We start from the raw sequence: 22,910 nt of genomic DNA on the forward strand, positions 1-22,910 counted from the left end.
TGTGCGCGCCATTTCGCTGCACGAAAAATCGCCGGAGTGGGAGGGGACGATAACAATGCCGAACAGGATGCTTGCCGCGCTGGCCGACGATCTCGCGACGGGACACACCTCGGCGCGAAAACTGGTCGAGGAGTGTCTTGCCCGGATTGCCGATCCCGCAGGCGAGGGGCAGCGCGCCTTCATTCACGTCGACAAGGACGCGGCGCTGGAGGCGGCCGATGCGATGGACCGCCTGCGCAAGGCCAACGCCGCGCCGTCGCGCTATGCCGGCATTCCCGTCTCGATCAAGGATCTCTTCGACATCAAGGGTCAGGTGACGCGCGCCGGCTCGCGCGCGCTGGAGGATTCGCCGCCGGCCGAAGCCGATGCGCCGGTGGTGGCGCGGCTGCGCGCGGCGGGCTTCGTCGTGATCGGCCGCACCAACATGACCGAGTTCGCCTATTCCGGCATCGGCATCAATCCGCATTACGGCACGCCCAGGAGCACCTGGCAGCGCAGCGTCGGCCACGTTCCCGGCGGCTCGTCCTCGGGCGGGGCGGTCTCGATCGCCGACGGCATGGCCTTTGGCGCGCTCGGCACCGACACCGGGGGCTCCTGCCGGATTCCGGCGGCCTATAACGGCATCGTCGGCTACAAGCCGACGCAGCGTCGCGTGCCGCTCGATGGCGGCGTGCCGCTCTCATCGTCGCTCGACAGTTTTGGGCCGCTCGCCAATTCGGTCGCCTGCTGCGCTACGCTCGATGCGGTGCTGGCCGGTGAACCGGTTTCGCCCATCCAGCTGCGGCCGCTCAAGGGTATGCGGCTCGCGGTGCCGACCACGATGGCGCTCGACGAGCTTGACGACGACGTGGCGAGAACTTTCGATCGCGTGCTGCAGACGCTTTCAAAGGCCGGCGCGCTGGTCGAGCGCATCGAGGTACCGGAGTTTCTCGATGTCGGCGCGATGAACACCAAAGGCGGCTTTGCCGCCGCCGAGAGCTATGCCTGGCACCGCTATTTGATCGCCAGCAAGGGCAATATCTACGATCCCCGCGTCTACGTCCGCATCATGCGCGGCGAGGCCATTACTGCCGCCGATTACATCGACCTGCTCACTGCACGCCGATCGCTGATCGCGCGTATCGCCGTGCGCCTTGCGCCTTATGATGCCCTGGTGATGCCGACGACGGCGAACACGCCGCCGCGCATTGCCGACCTCGCGGACGACAAGGCATTCGCTACCGCGAACCTGCGCAGCTTGCGCAACTGCACCCTGATCAACATGATCGACGGTTGCGCCATCTCGCTGCCGGCGCATCGCGAGGGTGAGGTGCCGGTCGGCTTCATGGTCGCCGCCGCCGGCGGGTCCGATCGTCGTGTCTTCGAGCTTGCCGCCGCGATGGAGGGTGTGATCCGTGTATGACCTGACCTTCAACGTGCTCGACCGGGGCATGCCGACGCCGCTTACCATGTCGATCGACCAGGCCGTCATCGCCGGCTGGACCGGCCGCGATCCGGTAGCGCGCGACAAGCATATCGCCGAGCTCGAGGCGATCGGCATCGCCCGGCCGGCGACGACGCCGATCTACTACCGCTGCTCGGCGCGGCGGTTGACCACGGCTGACGTCATCGAAGTCTGCGGCAGCGATTCCTCGGGCGAGGTCGAGTTCGTGCTGATCGGCTGGCAGGGCCGCATCTTCGTCGGCCTCGGCTCCGATCACACCGACCGCAAGGTCGAGAGCTACAGCGTCACCGTGTCGAAGCAGATGTGCGACAAGCCGATGTCGCCGGTGCTGTGGGAGCTCGACGACGTCATCGGCCACTGGGACCGATTGATCCTGCGCGCGTGGGCGTGGTTCGACGGCGAACGCACGCTCTACCAGGAGGGCACGCTGGACGCGATGCTGCCTGTGCAGGACCTGATCGACCGCGGTTTCGGCAAGTCGGGCCTGCCCGACGGCTGTGCCATGTTCGGCGGCACCTTCGCCGCCAAGGGCGGCATTCGCCCCTCCGTCCGTTTCGAATACGAGCTGGAAGACCCCGTGCTGAACCGCAAGCTCACCCACGCCTATGACGTGATCGTGCTGCCAGTGCGGGGGTGAGCGTCATTGCGAGCGAAGCGAAGCAATCCAGCTTCCTTCGTCTTGAGGAGAAAGCTGGATTGCTTCGTCGCTTCGCTCCTCGCAATGACGAACTTTGACGGAAATCGGGTGGCGGGAACAGGGAGCGTCTGCAAGAGTCTGGGTGATGAAAGCAACCGCCAGAAACCTCCAATCCGCTTCCGATATCGTCGCACGCGTCGAGGCCATCGACTGGACGCAAGCGACGGCCGAGCTCGACGCGCAGGGCTGTGCCGTGCTGCGCGGCCTGCTCACGCCGGACGAATGCCGCGCACTCGCCGCGATGTATCCCGACGACAGTCATTTTCGCAGCCGCATCGTCATGGGCCGGCACGGCTTTGGCCGCGGCGAATACAAGTATTTCGCCTATCCGCTGCCCGACCTGATCGCGGAACTGCGCCCGGCGCTCTATGCGCGGCTTGTGGGGATCGCCAACAGCTGGAACGGGACGATGGGAATCGATATCCGCTATCCCGCCTCCCATGCCGCATTCCTCAAGCGCTGCCACGAGGCCGGACAGACGCGGCCAACGCCGCTGCTGCTGCAATACGAAGCCGGCGACTACAATTGTCTGCATCAGGACCTCTATGGCGAGCACGTCTTCCCGCTGCAGGTCGCGATCCTGCTGTCGGAGCCCGGGCGAGATTTTTCCGGCGGCGAATTCGTGCTGACCGAGCAACGCCCGCGCATGCAGTCGCGCGCCGAGGTGGTGCCGCTAGGGCAGGGCGATGCCGTGGCGTTTGCTGTGCATCACCGACCCGTGCAGGGGACGCGCGGCAGCTACCGCGTGAACCTGCGCCATGGCGTCAGCCGGGTTCGCTCCGGCCATCGCCACACCGTCGGCGTCATCTTCCACGATGCGAAGTGAGGTGCGTGCAAGCTTTGACCGCGGATCTGTTCGAGAGCGTTGTCGATGTCCTTCCGTCGCGCGAAGCGATGGCGGAGGGGGCTGTCCTGTTGCGTGGGTTTGCGCGGCGGGTCGAAGCCGGGCTGCTTGCGGCCTTGCGCGGCATCGAAAGCCAGGCGCCATTCCGCCGCATGTTCACGCCTGGCGGCCACCAGATGTCGGTGGCGATGACCAATTGCGGGGAGGCGGGTTGGGTGACTGACCGGAGCGGCTATCGCTACGACGCCGCCGATCCCGAGTCCGGGAGGGCGTGGCCGGCGATGCCGGCGGCGTTTTGCGAACTGGCGGAAAGCGCGGCGCGCGAGGCGGGCTTCGCCGGCTTTTCGCCCGACGCCTGCCTGATCAACCGCTATGAGCCCGGCGCACGAATGTCGCTGCATCAGGACCGCGACGAGAAGGATTTTTCCGCGCCCATCGTCTCGGTGTCGCTGGGGCTGCCGGCGATCTTCCTGTTCGGTGGTGCGAAACGCAGCGACAAGCCGCAGCGCTACCGGCTGGAGCATGGCGATGTCGTGGTCTGGGGCGGGCCGTCGCGGCTGTTCTTCCACGGCGTTGCACCGCTCGCCGAGGGCGAGCACCCGGCTCTCGGCCCAAAGCGCATCAACCTGACCTTTCGGAAAGCACGCTGACGCTCTATTCTGGTTCCATGACGACAACCGAGCTCAAGGCCGATACCGCCAGCACCGCCGCCAGCCGCACCGGCATTTATCTTGCCGTGCTGCAGCTCGTGTTCACGCTGGGCTGGACCACCTACGTCATCTATCTGCCAAAACTCGCCGCCCAAGTCGGCATCGCGCCGTCGGCGGTCATCCTGATCCTGATGCTGGACCAGGCGATTTTCACCATCTCCGACACCGCCATGGGCGTTGCCGCCGACCGGGTCGCAAAGCTGGTCGGGCGGCTCAGCGTGTTCGTCGGCGTGCTGACCGCGATCTCCTGCGCGGCCTTCGTCGCGCTGCCCTTTGTCGCCGGCACCGGGCCGGGCGCGCAGGCCTGGTTCATCGCGTTGATCGTGATCTGGGTGATCACTTCCTCGGCGCTGCGCGCGCCGCCGCTGACCTTGCTCGGCAAGCATCGCGCCAAGCCGGCGATTCCGTTCCTGTCGGCGCTGGCGATGCTGGGCTATGGGCTTGCCGGCGCGGTCTCGCCCTATCTCGGGGTGGTGCTGAAGAACCACGATCCCCGGTGGCCCTTCGTGCTATCAGGCGTAGTGCTGCTGCTGACGACGCTGGCGCTCGCGAAGGTCGAGCGCGATATCGCGGAAGAGGCTCCCGCAAAGCCCGCCGAGCCGGCCAAGCCGCTGAGCGCCATACCGATCTTCTTCATTGGCTCGATGCTGATCCTGTCGCTCGGCTATCAGCTGCATTTTTCCATCAACAGCACGCCGTTCTACCTGCGCTTTGCGCAGGCCGCCGATCTGCAATGGCTGATGCCGGTGTTCTGGATCGGCTTCAACATCGCGATGTTCCCCGCGAGCGTGGTGGTCAAGCACCGCGGCGGGCTGATCGTGATGGGCGCTGCCGGCCTGCTCGGGGCGTTTGCGGTGATCGGCGCGGAGCTTGCAGGCAATCTCAATGTCATGATCGTTGCACAGTTCTTTGCAGGTGCGGCCTGGGGCTGCATGCTGATGGCGGCGGTCTCCGCGGCGCTTGCGATCGGCGAGACCGGCGCGGAGGGCAAGGTCGTGGGCCTCGTCTTCTCGGCGCTGGCACTGGCGACCTTTGCGCGGATGGCGGCAGTGGCCGGCGGGCTGCAAAAGCTGCCGGAATACGCGCCGCTGCTGCAATGGGCGCCGGTCGCCTGCTGGGCGGTGGCCGGGGCGGGGCTGCTCGTGATTGCGGCGTCGCGCTTGCAGGCGCAGCGCGGCTAGGAGGGCTTGGCCGGGTGAATGAACGCCCAGGGACTGACTTCGGAGTCCGTCGGCACTTCCACCGCGATCACATAAGGCCCGCCATCCGCCAGCGCCTTCTCCAGCGCCGGCTTGAATTGATCGGGCGAGGTAACGCGCGCAGCTCCCGCGCCAAAGGATTCCGCAAGCTTGACGAAGTCGGGATTGACGAGGTCGGAGGCGACCACGCGCCCGTCGAAGCGCTCGCGCTGGTCGCGCCGCACATTGCCATAAGCGTTGTTGTTGAACACCAGCGTCACCACGCCGATGCGGAACTGTACGGCCGTTGCCAGCTCCTGCACGCCGAACATGAAGCCGCCGTCGCCGGTGATGGCCACGACCGGCCGGTCGGGATGGGCGACCTTGGCGCCGAGTGCGGTCGGAAAGCCCGAGCCGAGCGTGCCCTGATAGCCCGAGGTGATGAAGGTGCGCGGCTCATACACCGGAAAGCCGTACCAGGAGGCAAAGCCCACCTGCGACAGCTCGTCGGTGACGATCGCATTCGCAGGGAGCACCTCGCGCAGGATCTTCAGGTAGGCCATCTGCGGCTGGATGCGCTGGATTTCCTGCTCGGCCGCGGCCGTTGCCTCGCGAATGGCGGTGCGGCGGCCGGCGGTCTTGCTGAAGCCGGCCTTCTTCACGGCGTCCGCCAGCGCGGCAGTGCCCGCCTTGGCATCGGCGACGATCGCTGCATCGCAGACCACACGGCGCATCTCGACGGGATCGATGTCGATGCGGATCGTCTTCAGGCCGGGCGGCTGGTACGGCCATCGGAATCCCGACGCCGGCAATTCCATGCGCGTGCCGATGCCGATCATCAGATCGGTTGTCGGCCACAGTTTGTAGGCAGCCGCCATGGTGAGCCCGAGCTCATGCGCGTTGGAAACGATGCCGCGGCCACTGCGGAAGGCGACCACCGGGGCGTCGATCATGTCCGCCAGCTCCAGGATTTCCTCGCCGGATTCGATCGCGCCGCTGCCGACGAAGATCATCGGGTTCTTGCTGGCCTTGATCAGCGCTGCAGCCGCCTTGATGTGGTCGGGATCGGGCAGCGCGGCCGGGAATGGCTCGTACACCCGCGCCTTGCCGACCTCGGCGCGCTGGGTGAACACGTCCCACGGCATTTCCAGCGAGGCCGGGCCGCGGCGGCCCGACAGCATTTCCTGGAAGGCCCGGCCGACCATCGCGGGTACGACATCGGGGTATTCGGCACGGTCGGCCCATTTCACGAATGAGCGGAGCGTCGCCAGCTGATCCGGCATCTCGTGCAGATGCCCGCGGCCCTTGCCGAGAAACTGCGTCGGCACCTGGCCGGTCAGGCACAGCACCGGCTCGTTGCAGCCGAAGGCGGTGAGCAGGGCCGCGCTCGCGTTGAGCACGCCGGGACCCGGCACCACGCTGAACACGCCCGGCCGTCCGCTGGCGCGGGCGTAACCGAACGCCATGTAGCCGCAGGCCTGCTCGTGCCGCGCGCCGATCACCTTCAGCTGCGCCTGGTGGAACGCGTCGAACAGGCCGTAGATCTGCGCGCCAGGCAGCCCGAATACGGTATCGACGCCATGCGCCACGAGGCCGTTGACGATCGCCTCTCCACCCGAAGCTACGCTCATTGCACTTTCCAATCGTCTCAAGGAGTTTCGTCGACGACGCCGTTGCGCAGGATGCCGACTCCCTCGGCCTCGACCTCGACGACATCGCCGGGCTTCAGGTAACGCGGCGGATCGAATCGCGCACCCGCGCCGGTTGGCGTGCCCGTGACGATGATGTCACCCGGCACCAGCGTCGTGAAGGTGGAAATATAGTTGAGCAGATAGCGGAAGCCGAAGATCAGCCGCCCGGTGCGGTCGTCCTGCCGGGTCTCGCCGTTGACGCGTGTTGTCAAGCGGATGTCGGCGATCTGGGCGTGATCGGTGTACGGTACCAGCCATGGTCCCAGGCTGCCTGTGGAATCGAAATTCTTGCCCTGCGTCACGTTGAACTTGGCGTGCCGCACCCAGTCGCGCAGCGTGCCCTCGTTGCACAGCGTGATCGCCGCGATGTGGTCGAACGCCTTGTCCTCCGGAATGTGCCGGCCAGCCTTGCCGATCACGATCACGAGCTCGCCCTCGTAATCGAGCTGCTGCGAGGCGCGCGGACGCACCAGGGGCGTGTTGTGGCCGACAAACGAGCGAGGCGTGCGCATGAACATGCTGGGATACTTCGGCGCGTCCGAGCCGTCCTTGTATTCGGCATTGCGGTCCGGATAGTTCACGCCGATGCAGATGATCTTTTCCGGCGCCGGGATCGGCGTCAGCCAGCTGATATCGGCGAGCGCGTGGTCGGGCGAGTGCCTTGCGCCTTCATCGGCGAGCTTCATCAGAGCGCCGGCCTCGATCGCCTCGCGCAGCGTCGGATAGTCGAAGCGCGCCGAGAGATCGACGATCCCGCGGTCGGTGACGAAGCCGTATTTGGCGATGCCGCTGACGGCATAGGTGGCGAGGCGAGGGGCGGTCATGGCGCGTTAGTCCGCCACCAGCACGTCGGCCACGAATTGCGGCTCACGCACGGTTTGTCCCGTGAAGGGCGAGCCTTGCTCGAACCATGAGCGCGGCGCGGGCGCGCCCCACAGCGTCTGCCGGCGTGGGTCGCGCAGCGACCAGCGCAGCGGCTCGTGGTCGTGATCGCCGGTGAAATAGTCGCTGGTGTAGAGCTCGAGGCGATGGCCGTCGGGATCGCGCACGTAAAGGAAGAACGCATTGGAGATGCCGTGGCGGCCGGGCCCGCGCTCGATGTTCTTCACGTAACCGCTGGACGCCATCACGTCGCAGAGATGCAGGACGTTCATCGCGGTCGGCACCCAATAGGCGAAGTGGTGCAGGCGAGGGCCCTTGCCGTTGGTGATGGCAAAGTCGTGCACATTGCCCTTGCGGTGCAGCCAGGCGGCGGCGATGCGGCCGTTCGGCCCGTCTTCCTCGGCATATTCGGTCAGGCGAAAGCCGAGCCGGGCGTAAAAATCGACGGTGCCCTGAACCTCTGCGGCGAACACGTTGAAATGATCGAGCCGCTGCGGATGGCAGCCCTTGTAGAGGTCGTAACGCCGGAGCAGATGCGGACGTTTGTCCATCGTGGCGTAGAGCTCGATCTGGAAGCCGAAGGGATCGGTGAAATGCAGCGTGCGGCCCTGGAACGGCTGATCGACGAAGGCATGAGAGATGCCGTTGGCGGAGAAGAACGCGGCGGCCTTGTCGAGGTCGGCATCATTGCCGACCTTGAAGCCGAGCCGGTTGCAGGCGGGCACGGCTGCTTTCCGCAGCACCAGCGAGTGGTGCTGATGCTCCTCGCTACCGCGCAGGTAGACGGCCTTGTCGTCGCGATCCTCGACATGCAGGCCGACCGTGGTCTCGTAGAATTCGCGGCTGGTGTCGAGATCGGTGACATCGAGCACGGCATGGCTGGAGCGGATGACGTTGAACGGCGGGTCGAAGACGTGTTTCGGAGCGGGCATGGTTTCCTCGATTGATCGTTGTCATTCCGTGATGGTCCGAAGGACCAGACCTCAGATGCGCAATTGCGCATCGGGGAATCTCGAGGTTCCGGGTTCGATGCTGCGCATCGCCCCGGAACGACGGTTTCAAGTTCCCAGTTTCTGGATCTTGTGCGTGCCCCGCGCGAGCGAGACGTGCTTGGTTTCCATGTAGAAGTCGAACGAATAGTCGCCGCCGTCGCGGCCGATGCCTGAAGCCTTCATGCCGCCGAACGGCGTCGGCAGGTGGCGGACGTTTTCCGAGTTGAGCCAGATCATGCCGGCTTCCATCGCGTCGGCCACGCGCAGCGCACGGCCCATGTCGCCGGCCCAGACATAGCCGGTCAGGCCATACTGCACGCCGTTGGCGATTTCGATCGCGTCAGCCTCGTCGCGGAAGGGGATGACGGTCAGGAACGGGCCGAACACCTCTTCCTGCGCGACGCGCATTTTCGCGCTCGCGTTGGTGACCAGCGTCGGCTGCACATAATGCCCACCGCCGGGGCCGTCATGCGGCCTGCCGCCGACGGCGATGGTCGCGCCATCCTGCTTGGCGACATCGAAATAGGAGCAAACCTTCGCCAGGTGCCGCTCATGGATCAGCGGACCGATTTCGGTGGCGGGATCGAGCGGGTGTCCGACCTTCAGCTTCTGCACGCGTGCGGAAAGCTTCTCGACGAATTTGTCCGCAATGCTTTGCTGTACCAGCAGCCGGCTGGAGGAGGTGCAGCGCTCGCCGTTCAGCGAATAGATCATGAACACCACGGCATCGAGGGCGCGATCGAGGTCGGCATCGTCGAACACGATCACGGGATTCTTGCCGCCGAGCTCGAAATGCACGCGCTTCAGCGTCTTCGCGCCTTGCACCATGATCGCCGAACCCGTGGTGCTTTCGCCGACGAAGCCGATCGCCTTGATGGCGGGATGCTCGGTCAGCGCCTTGCCCGCCTCCTCGCCAAATCCGTGCACGGTGTTGAGTACCCCGTCGGGCAGGCCGGCCTGCTTGGCGAGCTTCGCCAGCAGGTCCGCCGTCACCGGCGACCATTCCGCGGGCTTGTGGACGACCGTGCAGCCGGCCGCGAGGGCCGGAGCGATCTTCCAGGTCGAGAGCATGAACGGCGTATTCCACGGCGTGATGACGCCGACCGGGCCAATCGGCACGCGGGTGGAGATGTTCCAGTGTTCCTCGCTCGGCGTGTTGAGGCCGTCGCGGGCTTCTCCGCATTTGTCGGCGAAGAACCGGAAATTTTCAGCGGCACGGATCGCGGCTTTCGCCATGAATCGGTGGGCCTGGCCGGTGTCGATGCATTCCAGCACCGCGATATCGTCGGCATTGTCCTCGATCGCGTCGGCCACCCGATGCAGAAGTTTGCGCCGCATCGCCGGCGCCAGATCGCGCCAGGATTTGAAGGCGAGCGACGCTGCGGTTGCGGCACGATCGACGTCCTCGGCATTGCCGCGGGCAACGCTGGCGAGCACCGAGCCATCCACCGGGGACTTCGTCTCGAAGGTCTGGCCTGAAATCGACGGCACGGTCTTGCCGTCGATGACATGACCGATGCCCTCGGTTCGCAGCTTCTTCAGCAGCGGCTCCGCGCGATCGCGGTTGGCCTGGAAGACGTCGGCGGATTTCGGGGTGACCTTATCCATGGGCAGTCTCCACCTTCAGGGCGTCGTGGATGTTGTTGCGTTTCCAGCTGGTTTCCTTGTCGTTGACCAGCATGTCGAACGACAGGGCGAACTTGCTAGCGGCAAAGATCGGATCGAGATGGGCCGACAGCGCCTTGAAGATATGCTCTCCGGCCTTCTTGCGCGCCGCGAGGTCGCGACCCTCGCCGAGCCGCAGCAGCATCGAGAGAAAACCGAACTGCGGATTGCCATCGCCGATCGCGTAGTGCTCGCATCTGACGGCGCGGACGCGGATGCCGCCGATCGGGAAGATGCCGGTCTCAACCGCCGCCTTGCGCACCAGCTCGACCACGGTGGCCATGTCGACGCGCTTGTCGAGATTGGCGGAGTATTCGATGGTGAAATGCGGCATTGCGGTTCGCTCCCGATTCTTCTTGTCGCGCGGTTCACGCGAAGTAACAGCTTACCGAGCCATAGGGGCCGTAGTCTGCCTGGATCGTATCGCCCTTGCGGGTCTCGATCGGGCGGATGAACGATCCTGCCAGCACCACCTGGCCCGGCTCGAGCGCCAGCCCATTCGGTGCGATCTTGTTGGCAAGCCATGCCACCGCGGTGGCGGGATGGTTCAGCACGCCGGCGGCAAGGCCGGTCTCCTCCAGCTGGCCGTTGCGGTAACACAGCGCGCCGATCCAGCGCAGATCGGCATCGAGCGGGCGGATCGGCCGGCCGCCGAGCACGATGCCGGCGTTTGCTGCGTTATCGGCGATGGTATCGAAAATCTTGCGCGTCGCCTTGGTCTGCGCATCGACGCGCTCGACGCGGGTGTCGAGGATTTCCAGCGCTGGTACGACAAAGTCGGTCGCATTGAGCACGTCGAATAGCGTGCAGTCCGGCCCTGAGAGCCGCTGCTTCATCACGAAGGCAAGCTCGGCTTCGACGCGGGTGGCAATGAAGCGGTCGGAGGGGATGAGGCCCCCATCGGCAAAGAACATGTCGTCGAGCAGGATGCCGCTATCCGGCTCGCCGATGTCGAGTGCGCTCTGCATCGCCTTCGAGGTCAGGCCGATCTTGTGGCCCTTCACCGCGCGTCCGGCAGCTACTTTCATCTCGACCCAGGCCTTCTGAATCGCATAGGCATCCTCGATGCTGATGCCGGGGTGATCCAGCGAGAGCTGGCGGATCTGCCTGCGCGTTTTCTCCGCGCGGTCGAGCCGTTCGGCGGCGCTGCGAATTTCGTCTTGCGAGAGGGCCATGTGGGACCGCTAATAGGCAATGCGAGGAGATGATTAACATGTTAAGTGTTTTATTGCAAATCCTATTGCTGCGTGCTGCAGCGCAAATGTGAACCCCATGGCGCGCCAGAAATCGTCCAACGATTCCAATGCCGAGGCCCGCCGACTGCCGATGCGCGAGTTTTCGCGCTCGCTGCCGATGTCGCTGCTGCGGGCCCGCGAAGCGGTCATGCGCCAGTTCCGCCCGTCGCTGCGCAACCATGGCTTGACCGAGCAGCAATGGCGCATCCTGCGCGCGCTCTCGGCCGTGGAGGCCATCGAGGTCACCGAGCTTGCGCACATGGCCTTCCTGCTCGGCCCGAGCCTGTCGCGCATCCTGCGCGACCTCGAAGGACGCCAGCTGGTGGAGCGCCGGACCGATGAAGCCGACCAGCGCCGCGCCGTCGTCTCGATTTCGGTCAAGGGACTGAAATTGATCGAGGCGGTGGCCCCGACCTCGGAGGCGATATACGCCGAGATCACCCGCCGCTTCGGCGCGCGCCGGCTTTCCGAATTACAGGAGATGCTCGGCATGCTGGAACAGAGCCTTTCCGACATGGAGGGCGCCGACAGCGAGGCGGAGGGCGAGTGAATGCAATTTCGCATGAAGCTACCAGCGCGCTGCATAGCCTGACTGCAAATGATTGCGATCATTCGGCAATGTCGGCTTGAGCAGTGGACACGCGCGCGATTTTTCGCTCAAAGTGCCGGCCAAGCCGGTCAGCAAAACCGGCGCGGGGAATACGGTTTGCCGCGATTGGCGAGGCGGCCGACCGGCAGGAAACACGACTGAATATCCGGACATGGTCACTATCAAGGTCAACAACCTCATCGATTTCGTCGCGGACGTTTTTTCCCACGCCGAATCCTCACCTGAGGAAGCCCGGCGCATCGCGACCTATCTCACCACGGCGAACCTCACCGGTCATGACAGCCATGGCGTGATCCGCGTGCCCGTCTATGTCAGGTGGAAGAAGACGGGCAACGTGGTTCCCAACCAGACCGCCGAGATCGTCGTCGATACGCCGTCGCTGGCCGTCGTCGATGGCAGGTTCGGTTATGGCCAGACCGTTGCGCCGTTCGCGGTGAAGACAGGCATCGAGAAATGCAGGAAGGCGGGGCTTGCCGCGGTAGCGCTGCGCAACGCCGGCCATATCGGCCGCATCGGCGACTGGGCGGAGATGGCCGCCGCCGAAGGCCTTGTTTCGGTGCACTTCGTCAATGCGGCGGGTTCCTTGCTGGTCGCTCCATTCGGCGGGGTGGAGAAGCGGCTCTCGACCGCGCCCTATTGCGTGGGCATTCCGCGTGCAGGACAGGATCCGATCGTGCTCGATTTCGCAACCTCGATCGTCGCCGAGGGCAAGGTGCTCGTCGCCAGCCGCGGCGGCAAGAAATTGCCGAACGGTGCGCTGATCGATGCCGACGGCACGCTGAGCGAGGAGCCGAGCGTGCTCTATGGTCCCTACACGCCGGACGGCCCACGCGACCACACCAGGGGCACCGGCGCCATTCGTGCCTTCGGCGAGCACAAGGGCTCCGGCCTTGCCTTCATCTGCGAATTGCTCGGCGGTGCGCTGACCGGCACGGGCGCCACCTCGGGCGGCCGGCGCTTCGCCAACGGCATGCTGTCTTTCTATATCGATCCCAAGGTGGTCGACACTTCCAATTACTTCGACGGCGAGATCACGCGCTATGCCGATTTTATCCGAGCGACCAAGCCCGTCGCCGGCGTCGACCAGGTGCTGATCCCCGGCGACCCCGAACGCAAGACCCGCACCGAGCGGACCGCGAACGGCGTGCCGCTGCCCGACGATACCTGGGCCGCGATCGTCAACACTGCGCGCGAGGTCGGCGTTAGCGAAGTCAGCATTCAGCGGGCCACCAGCTAAATCATTCCGAATCGATTGCATCACAAGGAAATGCGATAAATGGCTAACAACAACGTCAAGAAGGTCTGGGCTTCCGGCAAGGCCGTGGTAAACGCGTGGCTTGCGATCCCGTCGGGATTCTCCGCCGAAGTCATCGCGCAATGCGGCTTCGACAGCGTCACCGTCGACATGCAGCATGGCGTACAGGACTATCTTTCCATGGTGCAGTGTTTCCAGGCGATGAACGGCCACCCGGTGACGCCGATGGTTCGCGTGCCCTGGAACGAGCCGGGCATCATCGGTAAGGTGCTCGACGGCGGCGCCTATGGTGTGATCTGCCCGATGGTCAACACGCCGCAGGAAGCGAAGAATCTCGTTTCCTACGCAAAGTATCCGCCGAAGGGTGTGCGCTCCAACGGTCCGATCCGCTCGGGCATGTACGGTTCTGCGGGCACCTACCAGAAGACGGCCAATGACGAGATCGTGCTGCTGCCGATGATGGAGACCAAGACCGCGGTCGAGAACATGGAAGCGATCCTCGACGTCGAAGGCATCGACGGCGTCTATATCGGTCCGTCCGATCTTGGTTTCTCCTACGGTCTTGAACCAAAGCTCGATCGGACCGAGCCGGAGATCCTGAAGATCTACGAGAAGATCGTGAAGGAATGCGGCAAGCGCGGCCTCAATCCGGGCATCCACTGCTCCGGCGCGGAAGGCGCGGTGCGCGCCATCAACATGGGCTTCAAGCTCGTCACGCTCTCGAACGAGAGCGGCCTGATGATGACCTACGCCAAGATGCAGGTGAACCAGACTCGCAAGGAGTCGGGCGGAAAAGCTTGAGCAACGCGAATAGCGAGTAGCGAATGGCGAATAGGGGATAGGGAGCGGCGCAATAGGGTCTACTATTCGCCACTCGCCATTCGCTATTCGCGCCTCCGAAGGAGAGTTCTCATGACCCCGGCACCCGTGATCCGACTGCACCCCGAAGATGGTGTCTTGATCGCGCGATCGAGCCTGCCGCCGGGGCTTGTGGTCGCCGATGGTGTCACCACGGTCGAGCGGATTCCCGCCGGCCACAAGGTTGCGATCAGGCCGATCGCGGCCGGCGAGCCGGTGCGTCGCTACGGCCAGATCATCGGCTTTGCCACCGCGCCGATTTCGCCGGGCCAGCACGTCCATACACAGAATTGCGGCATGGGCGATTTCGCCAAGGACTATGCCTATGGTGTAGACGTCAAGCCGGTGCCGAATTTCGACTTGCCCGCGACCTTCGACGGCATCCGCCGCGCCGATGGACGAGTGGCGACCCGCAACTATATCGGCATCCTCACCTCGGTGAATTGCAGCGCCCATGTCGCCGGCATCGTCGCTGACATGTTCAAGAAGAATCCCTTCAACGGCGACAATCCGCTGGCGGATTTCCCCAATGTCGACGGCGTGGTGGCGCTGACCCACAAGACCGGCTGCGGCATGACGCAGAACGAGCCGCTGGCGCTGCTTCGCCGCACGCTCGGCGGCTATGCGCGGCATGCGAATTTCTCCCACGTGATCGTGCTGGGTTTGGGATGCGAGGTGAACCAGATCGGCGGGCTGATGGAAGAGCAGAAGCTCGCCGGCCGCCTGCGCGCGATGGACATCCAGGAAGTCGGCGGCACCCGCAAGACCGTGGAGAAGGGCGTCGCCTTCGTGAAGGAAGCGCTGACCGATGCCAACAAGGTGAAGCGCGAGTCCGTGCCGGCAAGCGAATTGACGGTAGCGCTGCAATGCGGCGGCTCCGACGGCTATTCCGGCGTGTCGGCGAACCCGGCACTGGGCGCGGCGAGCGATTTGCTGGTGCGCCACGGCGGCACCGTCATCCTCTCGGAAACGCCCGAGACCTATGGCGCCGAACATCTGCTCACCCGTCGTGCGGTCAGCCGCGAGGTCGGTGAAAAGCTCGTCGGCCTGATGCGCTGGTGGGAGGAATACACCCAGCGCGAAGGCGCGGAGATGAACGCCAATCCGAGTCCGGGCAACAAGGCCGGCGGCCTCACCACGATCCTTGAAAAATCGCTGGGCGCGATGGCGAAGGCCGGCAGCACCAACCTCGTCGACGTGCTGCACTATGCCGAGCCCATCACCAAGAAGGGTTTTGTGTTCATGGATACGCCCGGCTACGACCCCGTTGCGGCAACCGGGCAGGTGGCGGGCGGCGCCAATCTGGTCTGCTTCACGACAGGCAGAGGCAGCGTGTTCGGCTGCAAGCCAGCGCCCTCCATCAAGCTCGCCACCAACACGCCGATGTTCAAGCGGATGGAAGACGACATGGACGTCAATTGCGGCACCATCCTCGACGGCGAGGAGACCGTGCAGGAATGCGGCCAGCGCATCTTCGAGCTGATGCTGAGGACGGCTTCCGGCCAGCCAACCAAGAGCGAGAGCTTCGATTTCGGCGGCGCCGAGTTCGCGCCCTGGGTGCTCGGGGCGACGATGTGAGGCGAGGCGGCTGACCCAGCCGTCATTGCGAGGAGCGACAGCGACGAAGCAATCCATGCCTCGGCGAATGGCGCTATGGATTGCTTCGCTTCGCTCGCAATGACGGAGGAGGTTCGACCCATCCCGCCCGCCCCATAGGCACCCCGTGCCCGTTGTTAGTGCTTGATCGGCGCCTTCCGCAGTGTTCTGCTCAAAAAAGCTGCTGGAGTGGCCCTTCCCGTGTCGATCTACGTCGCACTGCATCACGTCACGCACTACAAATACGACCGACCGATCGACCTCGGCCCTCAAACCATCCGCCTGCGCCCGGCGCCGCATACTCGCACGGCGATCCTGAGCTATTCGCTCAAGGTCACGCCATCCAATCACTTCGTGAACTGGCAACAGGACCCGCAGGGCAACTGGCTTGCGCGGTTCGTTTTTCCGGAGAAGGCGACGGAGCTGAAGATCGAGGTCGACTTCACGACGCAGATGACGGTGGTCAATCCCTTCGATTTCTTTGTCGTGCCCTATGCCAGCTCCTATCCATTTCAGTACTCTAGCGATCTGAGGACCGAGCTTGCGCCATATCTTGCGACGAAGGCGCAGGGGCCGTTGTTCGACGCCTTCCTGAAAGACCTGCCGGCCGAGGCGGACAGCACGGTCAATTTCCTGGTCGCGCTCAACGCCAATCTGCAGAAGCGCGTGCGCTACATCGTCCGCATGGAGCCCGGTGTGCAGGCGCCGGAGGAGACGCTGGCGAAGGGATCGGGATCGTGCCGCGATTCGGCGTGGCTTCTCATTCACCTGCTGCGCCACATCGGATTCGCCGCGCGCTTCGTGTCGGGCTATCTGATCCAGCTCCGCCCCGATATCGATCCGCTGGAGGGGCCGCGCGAGGTCGAGAACGACTTCACCGATCTGCACGCCTGGGCCGAGGTCTATCTGCCCGGCGCGGGCTGGATCGGGTTCGACGTCACCTCGGGCCTGCTGACGGGGGAGGGGCATATCCCCGTCGCCGCCACGCCGCATTACCGCTCGGCGGCGCCGGTGTCCGGCAGCGCCGGCTTTGCGGATGTCGAGTTCGGTTTCGAGATGACCGTGAAGCGCATTCGCGAGGCGCCGCGCATCACGAGACCGTATTCCGACGAAGCCTGGGCGAAGCTCGACCAATTGGGCGAGCAGGTCGACGCCGATCTCAGGGCGAACGACGTGCGGCTCACCATGGGCGGCGAACCGACGTTCGTTTCGATCGACGACATGGAGTCGCCGGAATGGAACATCGCCGCAATCGGTCCGACCAAGCGCACACTCGCCGATGAACTGATCCGCAAGCTGCGTGACCGCTTTGCGCCGGGCGGGCTGCTGCATTTCGGGCAGGGCAAGTGGTATCCGGGCGAAAGCCTGCCGCGCTGGGCATTCGGGCTCTATTGGCGCAAGGACGGAATTCCGATCTGGAAGAATGCGGACCTGATCGCTGGAATCGAAGGCGTGCGCAAGGCCTGCATTGCCGATGCCGCGCGACTGGCCGAGGGTACGGCGAGGCGGCTTGGGCTGGCTGCGCAATACGTGATGCCGGCCTATGAAGACCCCGCGCACTGGATCGAGCGGGAAGCTGCGTTGCCGGCCAATGTCAGCCCCGACGATTCCAGGCTCGCCGATCCGGAGGAACGGGCACGGATGGTGCGGGTGTTCGACCAGGGACTGAATTCGCCGAAGGGTTACGTGCTGCCGATCCAGCGCTGGAATCCGATTTCTGGCCGCCATCCTGCGCGCTGGCGCAGCGAGCGCTGGAAGCTGCGGCGCAGCCACCTGTTCCTCTCGCCGGGCGACTCGCCGCTCGGCCTCCGCCTGCCGATCGCCTCTCTCGAACATGTGCCGCCGGACGACTACCCTTACGTCGTCGAGTGCGATCCGATGGCGCCGCGCGACGAATTCGGCGCATTCGACGGCAAGGCGAAGCCGCCGGAGCCGGACGAGCCCGAGCCGCCGCCGGTGCGCACGGCGATGTCGGTGGAGCTTCGCGACGGCGTGCTCTGCGTATTCATGCCGCCGGTCGAGCGTGTCGAGGATTATCTCGAGCTGGTCGCGGCCGTCGAAGTGGCAACCGCGGAACTGCAAGTCCAGGTTCACGTCGAGGGTTACGCGCCGCCCTACGATCCCCGCATCGAGGTCATCAAGGTAACGCCCGATCCCGGCGTGATCGAGATCAACGTGCAGCCGGCGCAGAGCTGGCGCGAGGCGGTCGACATCACGCTCGGTCTCTATGAGGATGCTGCGAAGACGCGGCTCGGCGCCAACCGTTTCCTGATCGACGGCCGCCACACCGGCACCGGCGGCGGCAACCACGTCGTGGTCGGCGGCAGCAAGCCGGAGGACTCGCCGTTCCTGCGCCGGCCGGATCTTTTGAGGAGCCTCGTGCTCTACTGGCAACGTCATCCTTCGTTGTCCTACCTGTTCTCCGGCATGTTCATCGGCCCGACCAGCCAGGCACCGCGCATCGACGAGGCGCGGCATGATGGTCTCTATGAACTCGAGATCGCGCTCGCCCACGTGCCGCCGCCGGACGTGGAGGCGCCGCTGTGGCTGGTGGACCGGCTGTTCCGGCACATCCTCGTCGACATCACCGGCAACACCCACCGCGCCGAAATCTGTATCGACAAGCTGTTCTCGCCGGATGGGCCGACCGGCCGGCTCGGCCTCGTCGAATTCCGTGCGCTCGAAATGCCGCCCGATCCCCGCATGTCGCTGGCGCAGCAGCTCCTGATCCGCGCGCTGATCGCAAAACTTTGGCGCGAGCCTCAGTCCGGCAAGTTCGTGCGCTGGGGCACCACGCTGCACGACCGCTTCATGCTGCCGCACTTTCTCTGGGAGGATTTTTTGGGCGTGCTGGAGGAGTTGAAGCAGTCCGGCTACGAATTCTCTTCCGAGTGGTACACCGCACAGCTCGAATTCCGCTTCCCGGTGTTCGGCCGCGTCCATCATGGCGGCGTTGCGCTGGAGCTGCGGCAGGCGCTGGAGCCCTGGCATGTGCTCGGCGAGGAGGGCTCGGCCGGCGGCACCGTGCGCTATGTCGATTCCTCGATGGAGCGGCTGCAGGTCAAGGCGAACGGCTTCGTCGAAGGCCGCCACGTCGTCACCTGCAACGGCCGCCGCATGCCGATGACGTCCACCGGCCAGGCCGGCGAGGCGGTCGCCGCCGTGCGCTTCAAGGCCTGGCAGCCGGCCTCGGGCCTGCACCCGACCATTCCCGTGCACGCGCCGCTGACGTTCGATCTGATCGACACCTGGAACGGCCGCTCGCTCGGCGGCTGCGTCTATCACGTCGCCCATCCCGGCGGCCGCAATTATGAGACCAAGCCGGTCAACTCCTACGAGGCCGAGGCCCGCCGGCTGGCCCGCTTCCAGGACCACGGCCACACCCCGGGAAAAGTCGATCCGCCGCCCGAGGAACGTTCCCTGGAATTCCCCTTGACCCTCGACTTGCGCACGCCGCTCCTGCATTGAAGATGCCCGGGAATGCAGGAGAGTCGGATGGGACAAGCCGGCCAGCAACAGGGTCAGGAGAGCAAGGCGCCGCGGCCGGGCCAGCGCCGCATTGCGCTGTGGACCCGCGATTATGCCCGCCTGCCGGGCATTCCGGACGAATATCTCGGTCCCGACGGTAGCCCGCGGCCGGCCTGGAGCCGGTTCCTCGACGCCTTTGCCGCGATGTCGCCGGGCGAGATCGAGCGCCGCTTCGCCTCTGCCGACCGCCATCTGCGCGAGGCCGGCGTCACCTACCGCGCCCCCGGCGATACCGCCGACCGGCTCTGGCCGCTTAGCCATCTGCCGCTGATCGTCGACGAAGCCGATTGGGCCCAACTCACCGCCGGCATCGCCCAGCGCGCGCAGCTGCTCGAGATGGTGCTGCGCGACGTCTACGGCGAAGGCAGGCTGGTGGCCCAGGGCGCGGTCCCGGCCGCGGCGATCGCCGGCAGCGGCGAATATCTGCGCGAGGTCTGCGGCGTGAAGCCGCCGGGCGGGCGCTACCTCAATTTTTACGCCGCCGATGTCGGCCGCGGCCCCGACGGGCGCTGGTGGGTGCTCAGCGACCGCACCCAGGCGCCATCCGGCGCGGGCTACGCGCTGGAGAACCGCCTGGTGCTGTCGCGCGCCTTCTCCACGCTCTACAAGTCGATGAACGTCGAGCGCGTCGCGCCGTTCTTCGAGGCGTTCCGCGACTCGCTTCGGGCCAGCGCTGATCGCGATGAGCCGCGCATCGGCCTGCTGACCCCTGGCAATTTCAGCGAGACCTATTTCGAGCACGCGACGCTGGCGCGCTATCTCGGCTTCATGCTGGTCGAGGGCGACGACCTCGCCGTCAGCGGCGACCGCATCCATATCCGCACCGTCGCCGGCCTCAAGCGGATCGACGTGCTGCTGCGCCGCGTCGATTCCAACTCGCTCGACCCGCTCGAGCTCGACGCCTCCTCGCATCTCGGCGTGCCCGGCCTGATCGACGTCGTGCGCAAGGGCGGCGTCGTCGTCGCCAACATGCCGGGCTCGGGCGTGCTGGAGGCGAGGGCGCTGCTCGGCTTCCTGCCGGGGCTGGCGTGGCGCCTGCTCGGCGAAGAGCTGATGATGCCGCACATCGCGACCTGGTGGTGCGGGCAGAAATCGGCGCGCGAGGAGGTGCTGTCGCGGCTCGACGAGTTCGCCATCGAGGGCGCCTATGGCCGCGGCGTGCCGGGCTTCCACGGCAACGACCCCGTGTTGCCGGGCGAGTTGCCGGCGGCCGAGCGCGAGCGCCTGGTGGGCGCGATCGGCGAGCGCGGCATCGATTTCGTCGGACAGGAGATGGTGCGCCTCTCGACCACGCCGGTCTGGGAGAATGGCCGCGTCACGCCGCGGCCATTCGTGCTGCGCGTGTTCGCCGCCGCGACCAAGAACGGCTGGATCGTGATGCCCGGCGGCTTCTGCCGCATTGCCGAGCAGGCCGATGCGCGCGCCATCTCGATGGGGGACGGCGCGCGCGCCGCCGACGTCTGGGTGGTCTCCGACAAGGCGGTGCACGCCTCGACGCTGCTGCCGGCCGTCGATACCGTGCGCGTCCGCCGCATCGCCGGCGTGCTGCCGAGCCGCGCTGCCGACAACCTGTTCTGGCTCGGCCGCTATCTCGAGCGCGCCGAGGCGACGCTGCGGCTGATCCACGTGCTCGGCTCGTCGCTGCGCGATCCCGCCAGGATCGATCGTTCGCAAAGCGCGCTGCCGTCGGTCGAGCGCATCCAGCGCCTGCTCGTCACTTGGGGCGCGGCGACGCAGACCTCGCGCTCGCAATCGGCCAAGGTCGCCGCCGAAGCGCTGCAGAGCGAGGAGCGTTTCGGCTCGGCGCTGTCGCTGATCCGCACCGCGCTGCGCACCGCGACCTATTTGCGCGAACGCCTGTCGCCCGATGCCTGGCAGGTGATCACCGAAATGAGCGAGCGGCTCGCCTGGGAGATCGACGACGACGACGGCGTGGTCTCGACCGCCGAATTGATCCTGCGCGATCTCGCCAGCTTCGCCGGCCTTGCGCAGGAGAACATGAACCGCGCCGCCGGCTGGCGCTTCCTCGACATGGGTCGCCGCGTCGAGCGCGCCATCAACACCATGCGTTTCGCCCGCCAGTTCGCCTATGACGAGGCGGGCGACGAGGATCTCGACACGCTGCTGACGCTGGTGGACTGCCAGATCACCTACCGCTCGCGCTATCTGGTCGGGCCGCTGCTGGCGCCGATCCGGGATCTCGTCGTGCTCGACACCTATAATCCGCGCTCTGTGGCGTTCCAGATCCATGCGCTCAACGAGCACATCGCCGCGCTGCCGAGCCTGAAGGAGTACGGCATGATCGAGCGGCCGCAGCGGCTGGCGGTTGCCGTGCAATCGGCGCTGACCACGGCAGAGGTCGCCTCGCTCGATGCGAAGGCGATGTTTGCGCTGGAACAGGAGATGCTGCAGCTCGCCGACGCCATCGGCCTGCACTACTTCCCGCATGGGCCGAATGCCAGCCGGCCGGAAAAGCTGACCGGGCTCGCGTGATCTACGATATCCGCCACGTCACCTCCTATTCCTACGAGAGCTCGGTGAGTTTTGCGCGCTGCTCGCTGCGGCTGGAGCCGAAGAACGGCGACGGGCAGGCGCTGATCTCGCACAGCATCGACATCCGCCCGCGGCCGGCCGAGCGCACGGTGCGGCGGGATTTCTACGGCACGCCGACCGAGAGCGTGCTGATCGAGGCCGCGCACCGGCATCTGCGCATCGACTCCCGCTCGCGCGTCGCGGTCGAGCGGCGCAGCTTCGACCGCGCGGCGGACAGCCCCTCCTGGGAGCAGGTGCGCGAGCTGGCATTTGCCGCGGCAAGCCTCGGCCCGTCATCGCCGGTCGGCTACGTCTTTGCCTCCTCGCTGGTGCCGGTATTGCCGCTGGTCACGGCCTATGCCGGTGCGAGCTTTCCGCACGGCGGCGGCATCGTTGCCGGCGCGGCCGACCTGATGCGGCGCATCCGCAACGAGTTCAGGTACGATTCCAAGGCCACCGTGATCTCGACGCCGCTGAAGGAGGTATTCGAGAATCGCCACGGCGTCTGCCAGGACTTCGCTCATGTGATGATCGCAGGCCTGCGCGGCCTCGGCCTGCCGGCGGCCTATGTCTCCGGCTACATCAGGACCATTCCGCCGCCGGGAAAGCCGCGACTGCAGGGCGCCGACGCCACGCACGCCTGGGTCTCGGTGTGGTGCGGCGGCGATCTCGGCTGGGTCGGTTTCGATCCCACCAACGATCTGATGATCGCCAACGACCACATCGTGGTGGCGATGGGGCGCGACTTCTCCGACGTCTCACCGGTCGACGGCATCATCGTCGGCTCCCGCAAGCAGAAGCTGCGGGTGGAAGTGGACGTGATGCCGGTGGAGTGAGGGGGCGGGGCGCGCCATCCACCGCTGTCGCCCCGGCGAAGGCCGGGGCCCATAACCACAGGCTCTCGTTGTTGGAACGCGCTGGAGCCCCAGCCTTCGCAAAACTAGGCCCCGTGGTTATGGGTCCCGTATCGCGCTCGCAAGAGCTCGCTTGTACGGGACGACATCGAGTTTGCGGATTCAGATTTCAAACAGCCGGAAACACTCCCGCGGCTCGTTTTCGCCCGGGCTCTGCAATTTCGTTTGCTCCCTCTTCGAAAAGAGGGCGCGGAGAAGGCCGGGCGCCGGCTGCGCCCGCAGCACCGTGTGCAACGGTAGTAAGAAAACGCACACGGATTTGACAGGTACAGCCAGGAC

Annotated in this window: 18 protein-coding genes; 12 read left to right on the forward strand and 6 right to left on the reverse strand. The window is 65.7% G+C overall.

All coding sequences use genetic code 11. The features are described from left to right. Positions 1-55 precede the first annotated feature (55 nt). The 5 genes from ACT4OC_RS26370 to ACT4OC_RS26390 all read left to right on the forward strand — a co-directional run bounded on the left by ACT4OC_RS26370 (position 56) and on the right by ACT4OC_RS26390 (position 4,876). Complete coding sequence (locus ACT4OC_RS26370; RefSeq protein WP_444841977.1) at positions 56-1,402, forward strand: amidase; 1,347 nt, start codon at positions 56-58, stop codon at positions 1,400-1,402. Then, entirely contained in the window at positions 1,395-2,081 is a 687-nt protein-coding gene (locus tag ACT4OC_RS26375) for a DUF2848 domain-containing protein (RefSeq protein ID WP_444841978.1), read from the forward strand. The genes ACT4OC_RS26370 and ACT4OC_RS26375 overlap by 8 nt, the downstream gene beginning before the upstream one ends. Positions 2,082-2,226: 145 nt before the next feature. Next, the gene (locus ACT4OC_RS26380; protein WP_444841979.1) at positions 2,227-2,967 is read left to right on the forward strand and encodes a 2OG-Fe(II) oxygenase; all 741 of its coding nucleotides are present in this window, start codon (positions 2,227-2,229) and stop codon (positions 2,965-2,967) included. 14 nt (positions 2,968-2,981) lie between these two features. Further along, complete coding sequence (gene alkB, locus ACT4OC_RS26385; RefSeq protein WP_444841995.1) at positions 2,982-3,635, forward strand: DNA oxidative demethylase AlkB; 654 nt, start codon at positions 2,982-2,984, stop codon at positions 3,633-3,635. Between the two features lie 17 nt (positions 3,636-3,652). After that, positions 3,653-4,876: an MFS transporter gene (locus ACT4OC_RS26390; RefSeq protein ID WP_444841980.1), complete on the forward strand. Its 1,224-nt coding sequence runs from the start codon at positions 3,653-3,655 to the stop codon at positions 4,874-4,876. On the opposite strand, the gene ACT4OC_RS26395 is transcribed toward ACT4OC_RS26390, so the two are convergent. From ACT4OC_RS26395 to hpaH, 6 genes are all read right to left on the reverse strand, one after another. Continuing rightward, the gene (locus tag ACT4OC_RS26395) at positions 4,873-6,504 is read right to left on the reverse strand and encodes a thiamine pyrophosphate-dependent enzyme (protein ID WP_444841981.1); all 1,632 of its coding nucleotides are present in this window, start codon (positions 6,502-6,504) and stop codon (positions 4,873-4,875) included. The two genes, ACT4OC_RS26390 and ACT4OC_RS26395, sit on opposite strands and share 4 nt — an antisense overlap. 17 nt (positions 6,505-6,521) lie before the next feature. Continuing rightward, positions 6,522-7,388 carry a fumarylacetoacetate hydrolase family protein gene (locus ACT4OC_RS26400; protein ID WP_444841982.1) on the reverse strand — a complete coding sequence of 289 codons (867 nt, stop codon included), beginning with the start codon at positions 7,386-7,388 and terminating at the stop codon, positions 6,522-6,524. Positions 7,389-7,394: 6 nt separating this feature from the next. Continuing rightward, on the reverse strand, positions 7,395-8,378 hold the full coding sequence (gene hpaD, locus ACT4OC_RS26405; RefSeq protein ID WP_444841983.1) for a 3,4-dihydroxyphenylacetate 2,3-dioxygenase: 984 nt from the start codon (positions 8,376-8,378) through the stop codon (positions 7,395-7,397). Positions 8,379-8,504: 126 nt separating this feature from the next. Beyond that, positions 8,505-10,046, reverse strand: coding sequence for a 5-carboxymethyl-2-hydroxymuconate semialdehyde dehydrogenase (gene hpaE, locus ACT4OC_RS26410; protein ID WP_444841984.1), 1,542 nt, complete (start codon positions 10,044-10,046; stop codon positions 8,505-8,507). Beyond that, a complete protein-coding gene (locus tag ACT4OC_RS26415; protein WP_444841985.1) occupies positions 10,039-10,437 on the reverse strand; it encodes a 5-carboxymethyl-2-hydroxymuconate Delta-isomerase in 399 nt (132 codons plus the stop codon). The genes hpaE and ACT4OC_RS26415 overlap by 8 nt, the downstream gene beginning before the upstream one ends. 34 nt (positions 10,438-10,471) lie before the next feature. Next, complete coding sequence (gene hpaH, locus ACT4OC_RS26420) at positions 10,472-11,278, reverse strand: 2-oxo-hept-4-ene-1,7-dioate hydratase (protein WP_444841986.1); 807 nt, start codon at positions 11,276-11,278, stop codon at positions 10,472-10,474. Between the two features lie 97 nt (positions 11,279-11,375). Here hpaH and hpaR point away from each other — a divergent pair, with 97 nt between their 5' ends. The 7 genes from hpaR to ACT4OC_RS26455 all read left to right on the forward strand — a co-directional run bounded on the left by hpaR (position 11,376) and on the right by ACT4OC_RS26455 (position 22,553). After that, complete coding sequence (gene hpaR, locus ACT4OC_RS26425; RefSeq protein ID WP_444841987.1) at positions 11,376-11,888, forward strand: homoprotocatechuate degradation operon regulator HpaR; 513 nt, start codon at positions 11,376-11,378, stop codon at positions 11,886-11,888. Positions 11,889-12,099: 211 nt separating this feature from the next. After that, on the forward strand, positions 12,100-13,185 hold the full coding sequence (locus ACT4OC_RS26430) for a malate/lactate/ureidoglycolate dehydrogenase (RefSeq protein WP_444841988.1): 1,086 nt from the start codon (positions 12,100-12,102) through the stop codon (positions 13,183-13,185). A 39-nt stretch (positions 13,186-13,224) separates the two neighbouring features. Further along, a complete protein-coding gene (locus ACT4OC_RS26435; protein ID WP_444841989.1) occupies positions 13,225-14,004 on the forward strand; it encodes an HpcH/HpaI aldolase family protein in 780 nt (259 codons plus the stop codon). Between the two features lie 111 nt (positions 14,005-14,115). Continuing rightward, positions 14,116-15,639: a UxaA family hydrolase gene (locus ACT4OC_RS26440; protein WP_444841990.1), complete on the forward strand. Its 1,524-nt coding sequence runs from the start codon at positions 14,116-14,118 to the stop codon at positions 15,637-15,639. Between the two features lie 219 nt (positions 15,640-15,858). Then, positions 15,859-19,125, forward strand: a complete 3,267-nt coding sequence (locus tag ACT4OC_RS26445) for a transglutaminase family protein (RefSeq protein WP_444841991.1) — start codon at positions 15,859-15,861, stop codon at positions 19,123-19,125. Between the two features lie 27 nt (positions 19,126-19,152). Then, a complete protein-coding gene (locus tag ACT4OC_RS26450) occupies positions 19,153-21,678 on the forward strand; it encodes a circularly permuted type 2 ATP-grasp protein (protein WP_444841992.1) in 2,526 nt (841 codons plus the stop codon). Further along, a complete protein-coding gene (locus ACT4OC_RS26455; RefSeq protein WP_444841993.1) occupies positions 21,675-22,553 on the forward strand; it encodes a transglutaminase family protein in 879 nt (292 codons plus the stop codon). The genes ACT4OC_RS26450 and ACT4OC_RS26455 overlap by 4 nt, the downstream gene beginning before the upstream one ends. Positions 22,554-22,910 lie beyond the last annotated feature (357 nt).

Origin of the sequence: Bradyrhizobium sp., assembly GCF_052389815.1 — a bacterium.
Lineage (GTDB): Bacteria > Pseudomonadota > Alphaproteobacteria > Rhizobiales > Xanthobacteraceae > Bradyrhizobium.

Coding starts and splice junctions, on each gene's coding strand:
- ACT4OC_RS26370 (WP_444841977.1), top strand. CDS start 56: ATGCCGAACAGGATGCTTGCCGCGCTGGCCGACGATCTCGCGACGGGA.
- ACT4OC_RS26380 (WP_444841979.1), top strand. CDS start 2,227: ATGAAAGCAACCGCCAGAAACCTCCAATCCGCTTCCGATATCGTCGCA.
- ACT4OC_RS26390 (WP_444841980.1), top strand. CDS start 3,653: ATGACGACAACCGAGCTCAAGGCCGATACCGCCAGCACCGCCGCCAGC.
- ACT4OC_RS26395 (WP_444841981.1), bottom strand. CDS start 6,504: ATGAGCGTAGCTTCGGGTGGAGAGGCGATCGTCAACGGCCTCGTGGCG.
- ACT4OC_RS26400 (WP_444841982.1), bottom strand. CDS start 7,388: ATGACCGCCCCTCGCCTCGCCACCTATGCCGTCAGCGGCATCGCCAAA.
- hpaD (WP_444841983.1), bottom strand. CDS start 8,378: ATGCCCGCTCCGAAACACGTCTTCGACCCGCCGTTCAACGTCATCCGC.
- hpaE (WP_444841984.1), bottom strand. CDS start 10,046: ATGGATAAGGTCACCCCGAAATCCGCCGACGTCTTCCAGGCCAACCGC.
- ACT4OC_RS26415 (WP_444841985.1), bottom strand. CDS start 10,437: ATGCCGCATTTCACCATCGAATACTCCGCCAATCTCGACAAGCGCGTC.
- hpaH (WP_444841986.1), bottom strand. CDS start 11,278: ATGGCCCTCTCGCAAGACGAAATTCGCAGCGCCGCCGAACGGCTCGAC.
- hpaR (WP_444841987.1), top strand. CDS start 11,376: ATGGCGCGCCAGAAATCGTCCAACGATTCCAATGCCGAGGCCCGCCGA.
- ACT4OC_RS26430 (WP_444841988.1), top strand. CDS start 12,100: ATGGTCACTATCAAGGTCAACAACCTCATCGATTTCGTCGCGGACGTT.
- ACT4OC_RS26435 (WP_444841989.1), top strand. CDS start 13,225: ATGGCTAACAACAACGTCAAGAAGGTCTGGGCTTCCGGCAAGGCCGTG.
- ACT4OC_RS26440 (WP_444841990.1), top strand. CDS start 14,116: ATGACCCCGGCACCCGTGATCCGACTGCACCCCGAAGATGGTGTCTTG.
- ACT4OC_RS26450 (WP_444841992.1), top strand. CDS start 19,153: ATGGGACAAGCCGGCCAGCAACAGGGTCAGGAGAGCAAGGCGCCGCGG.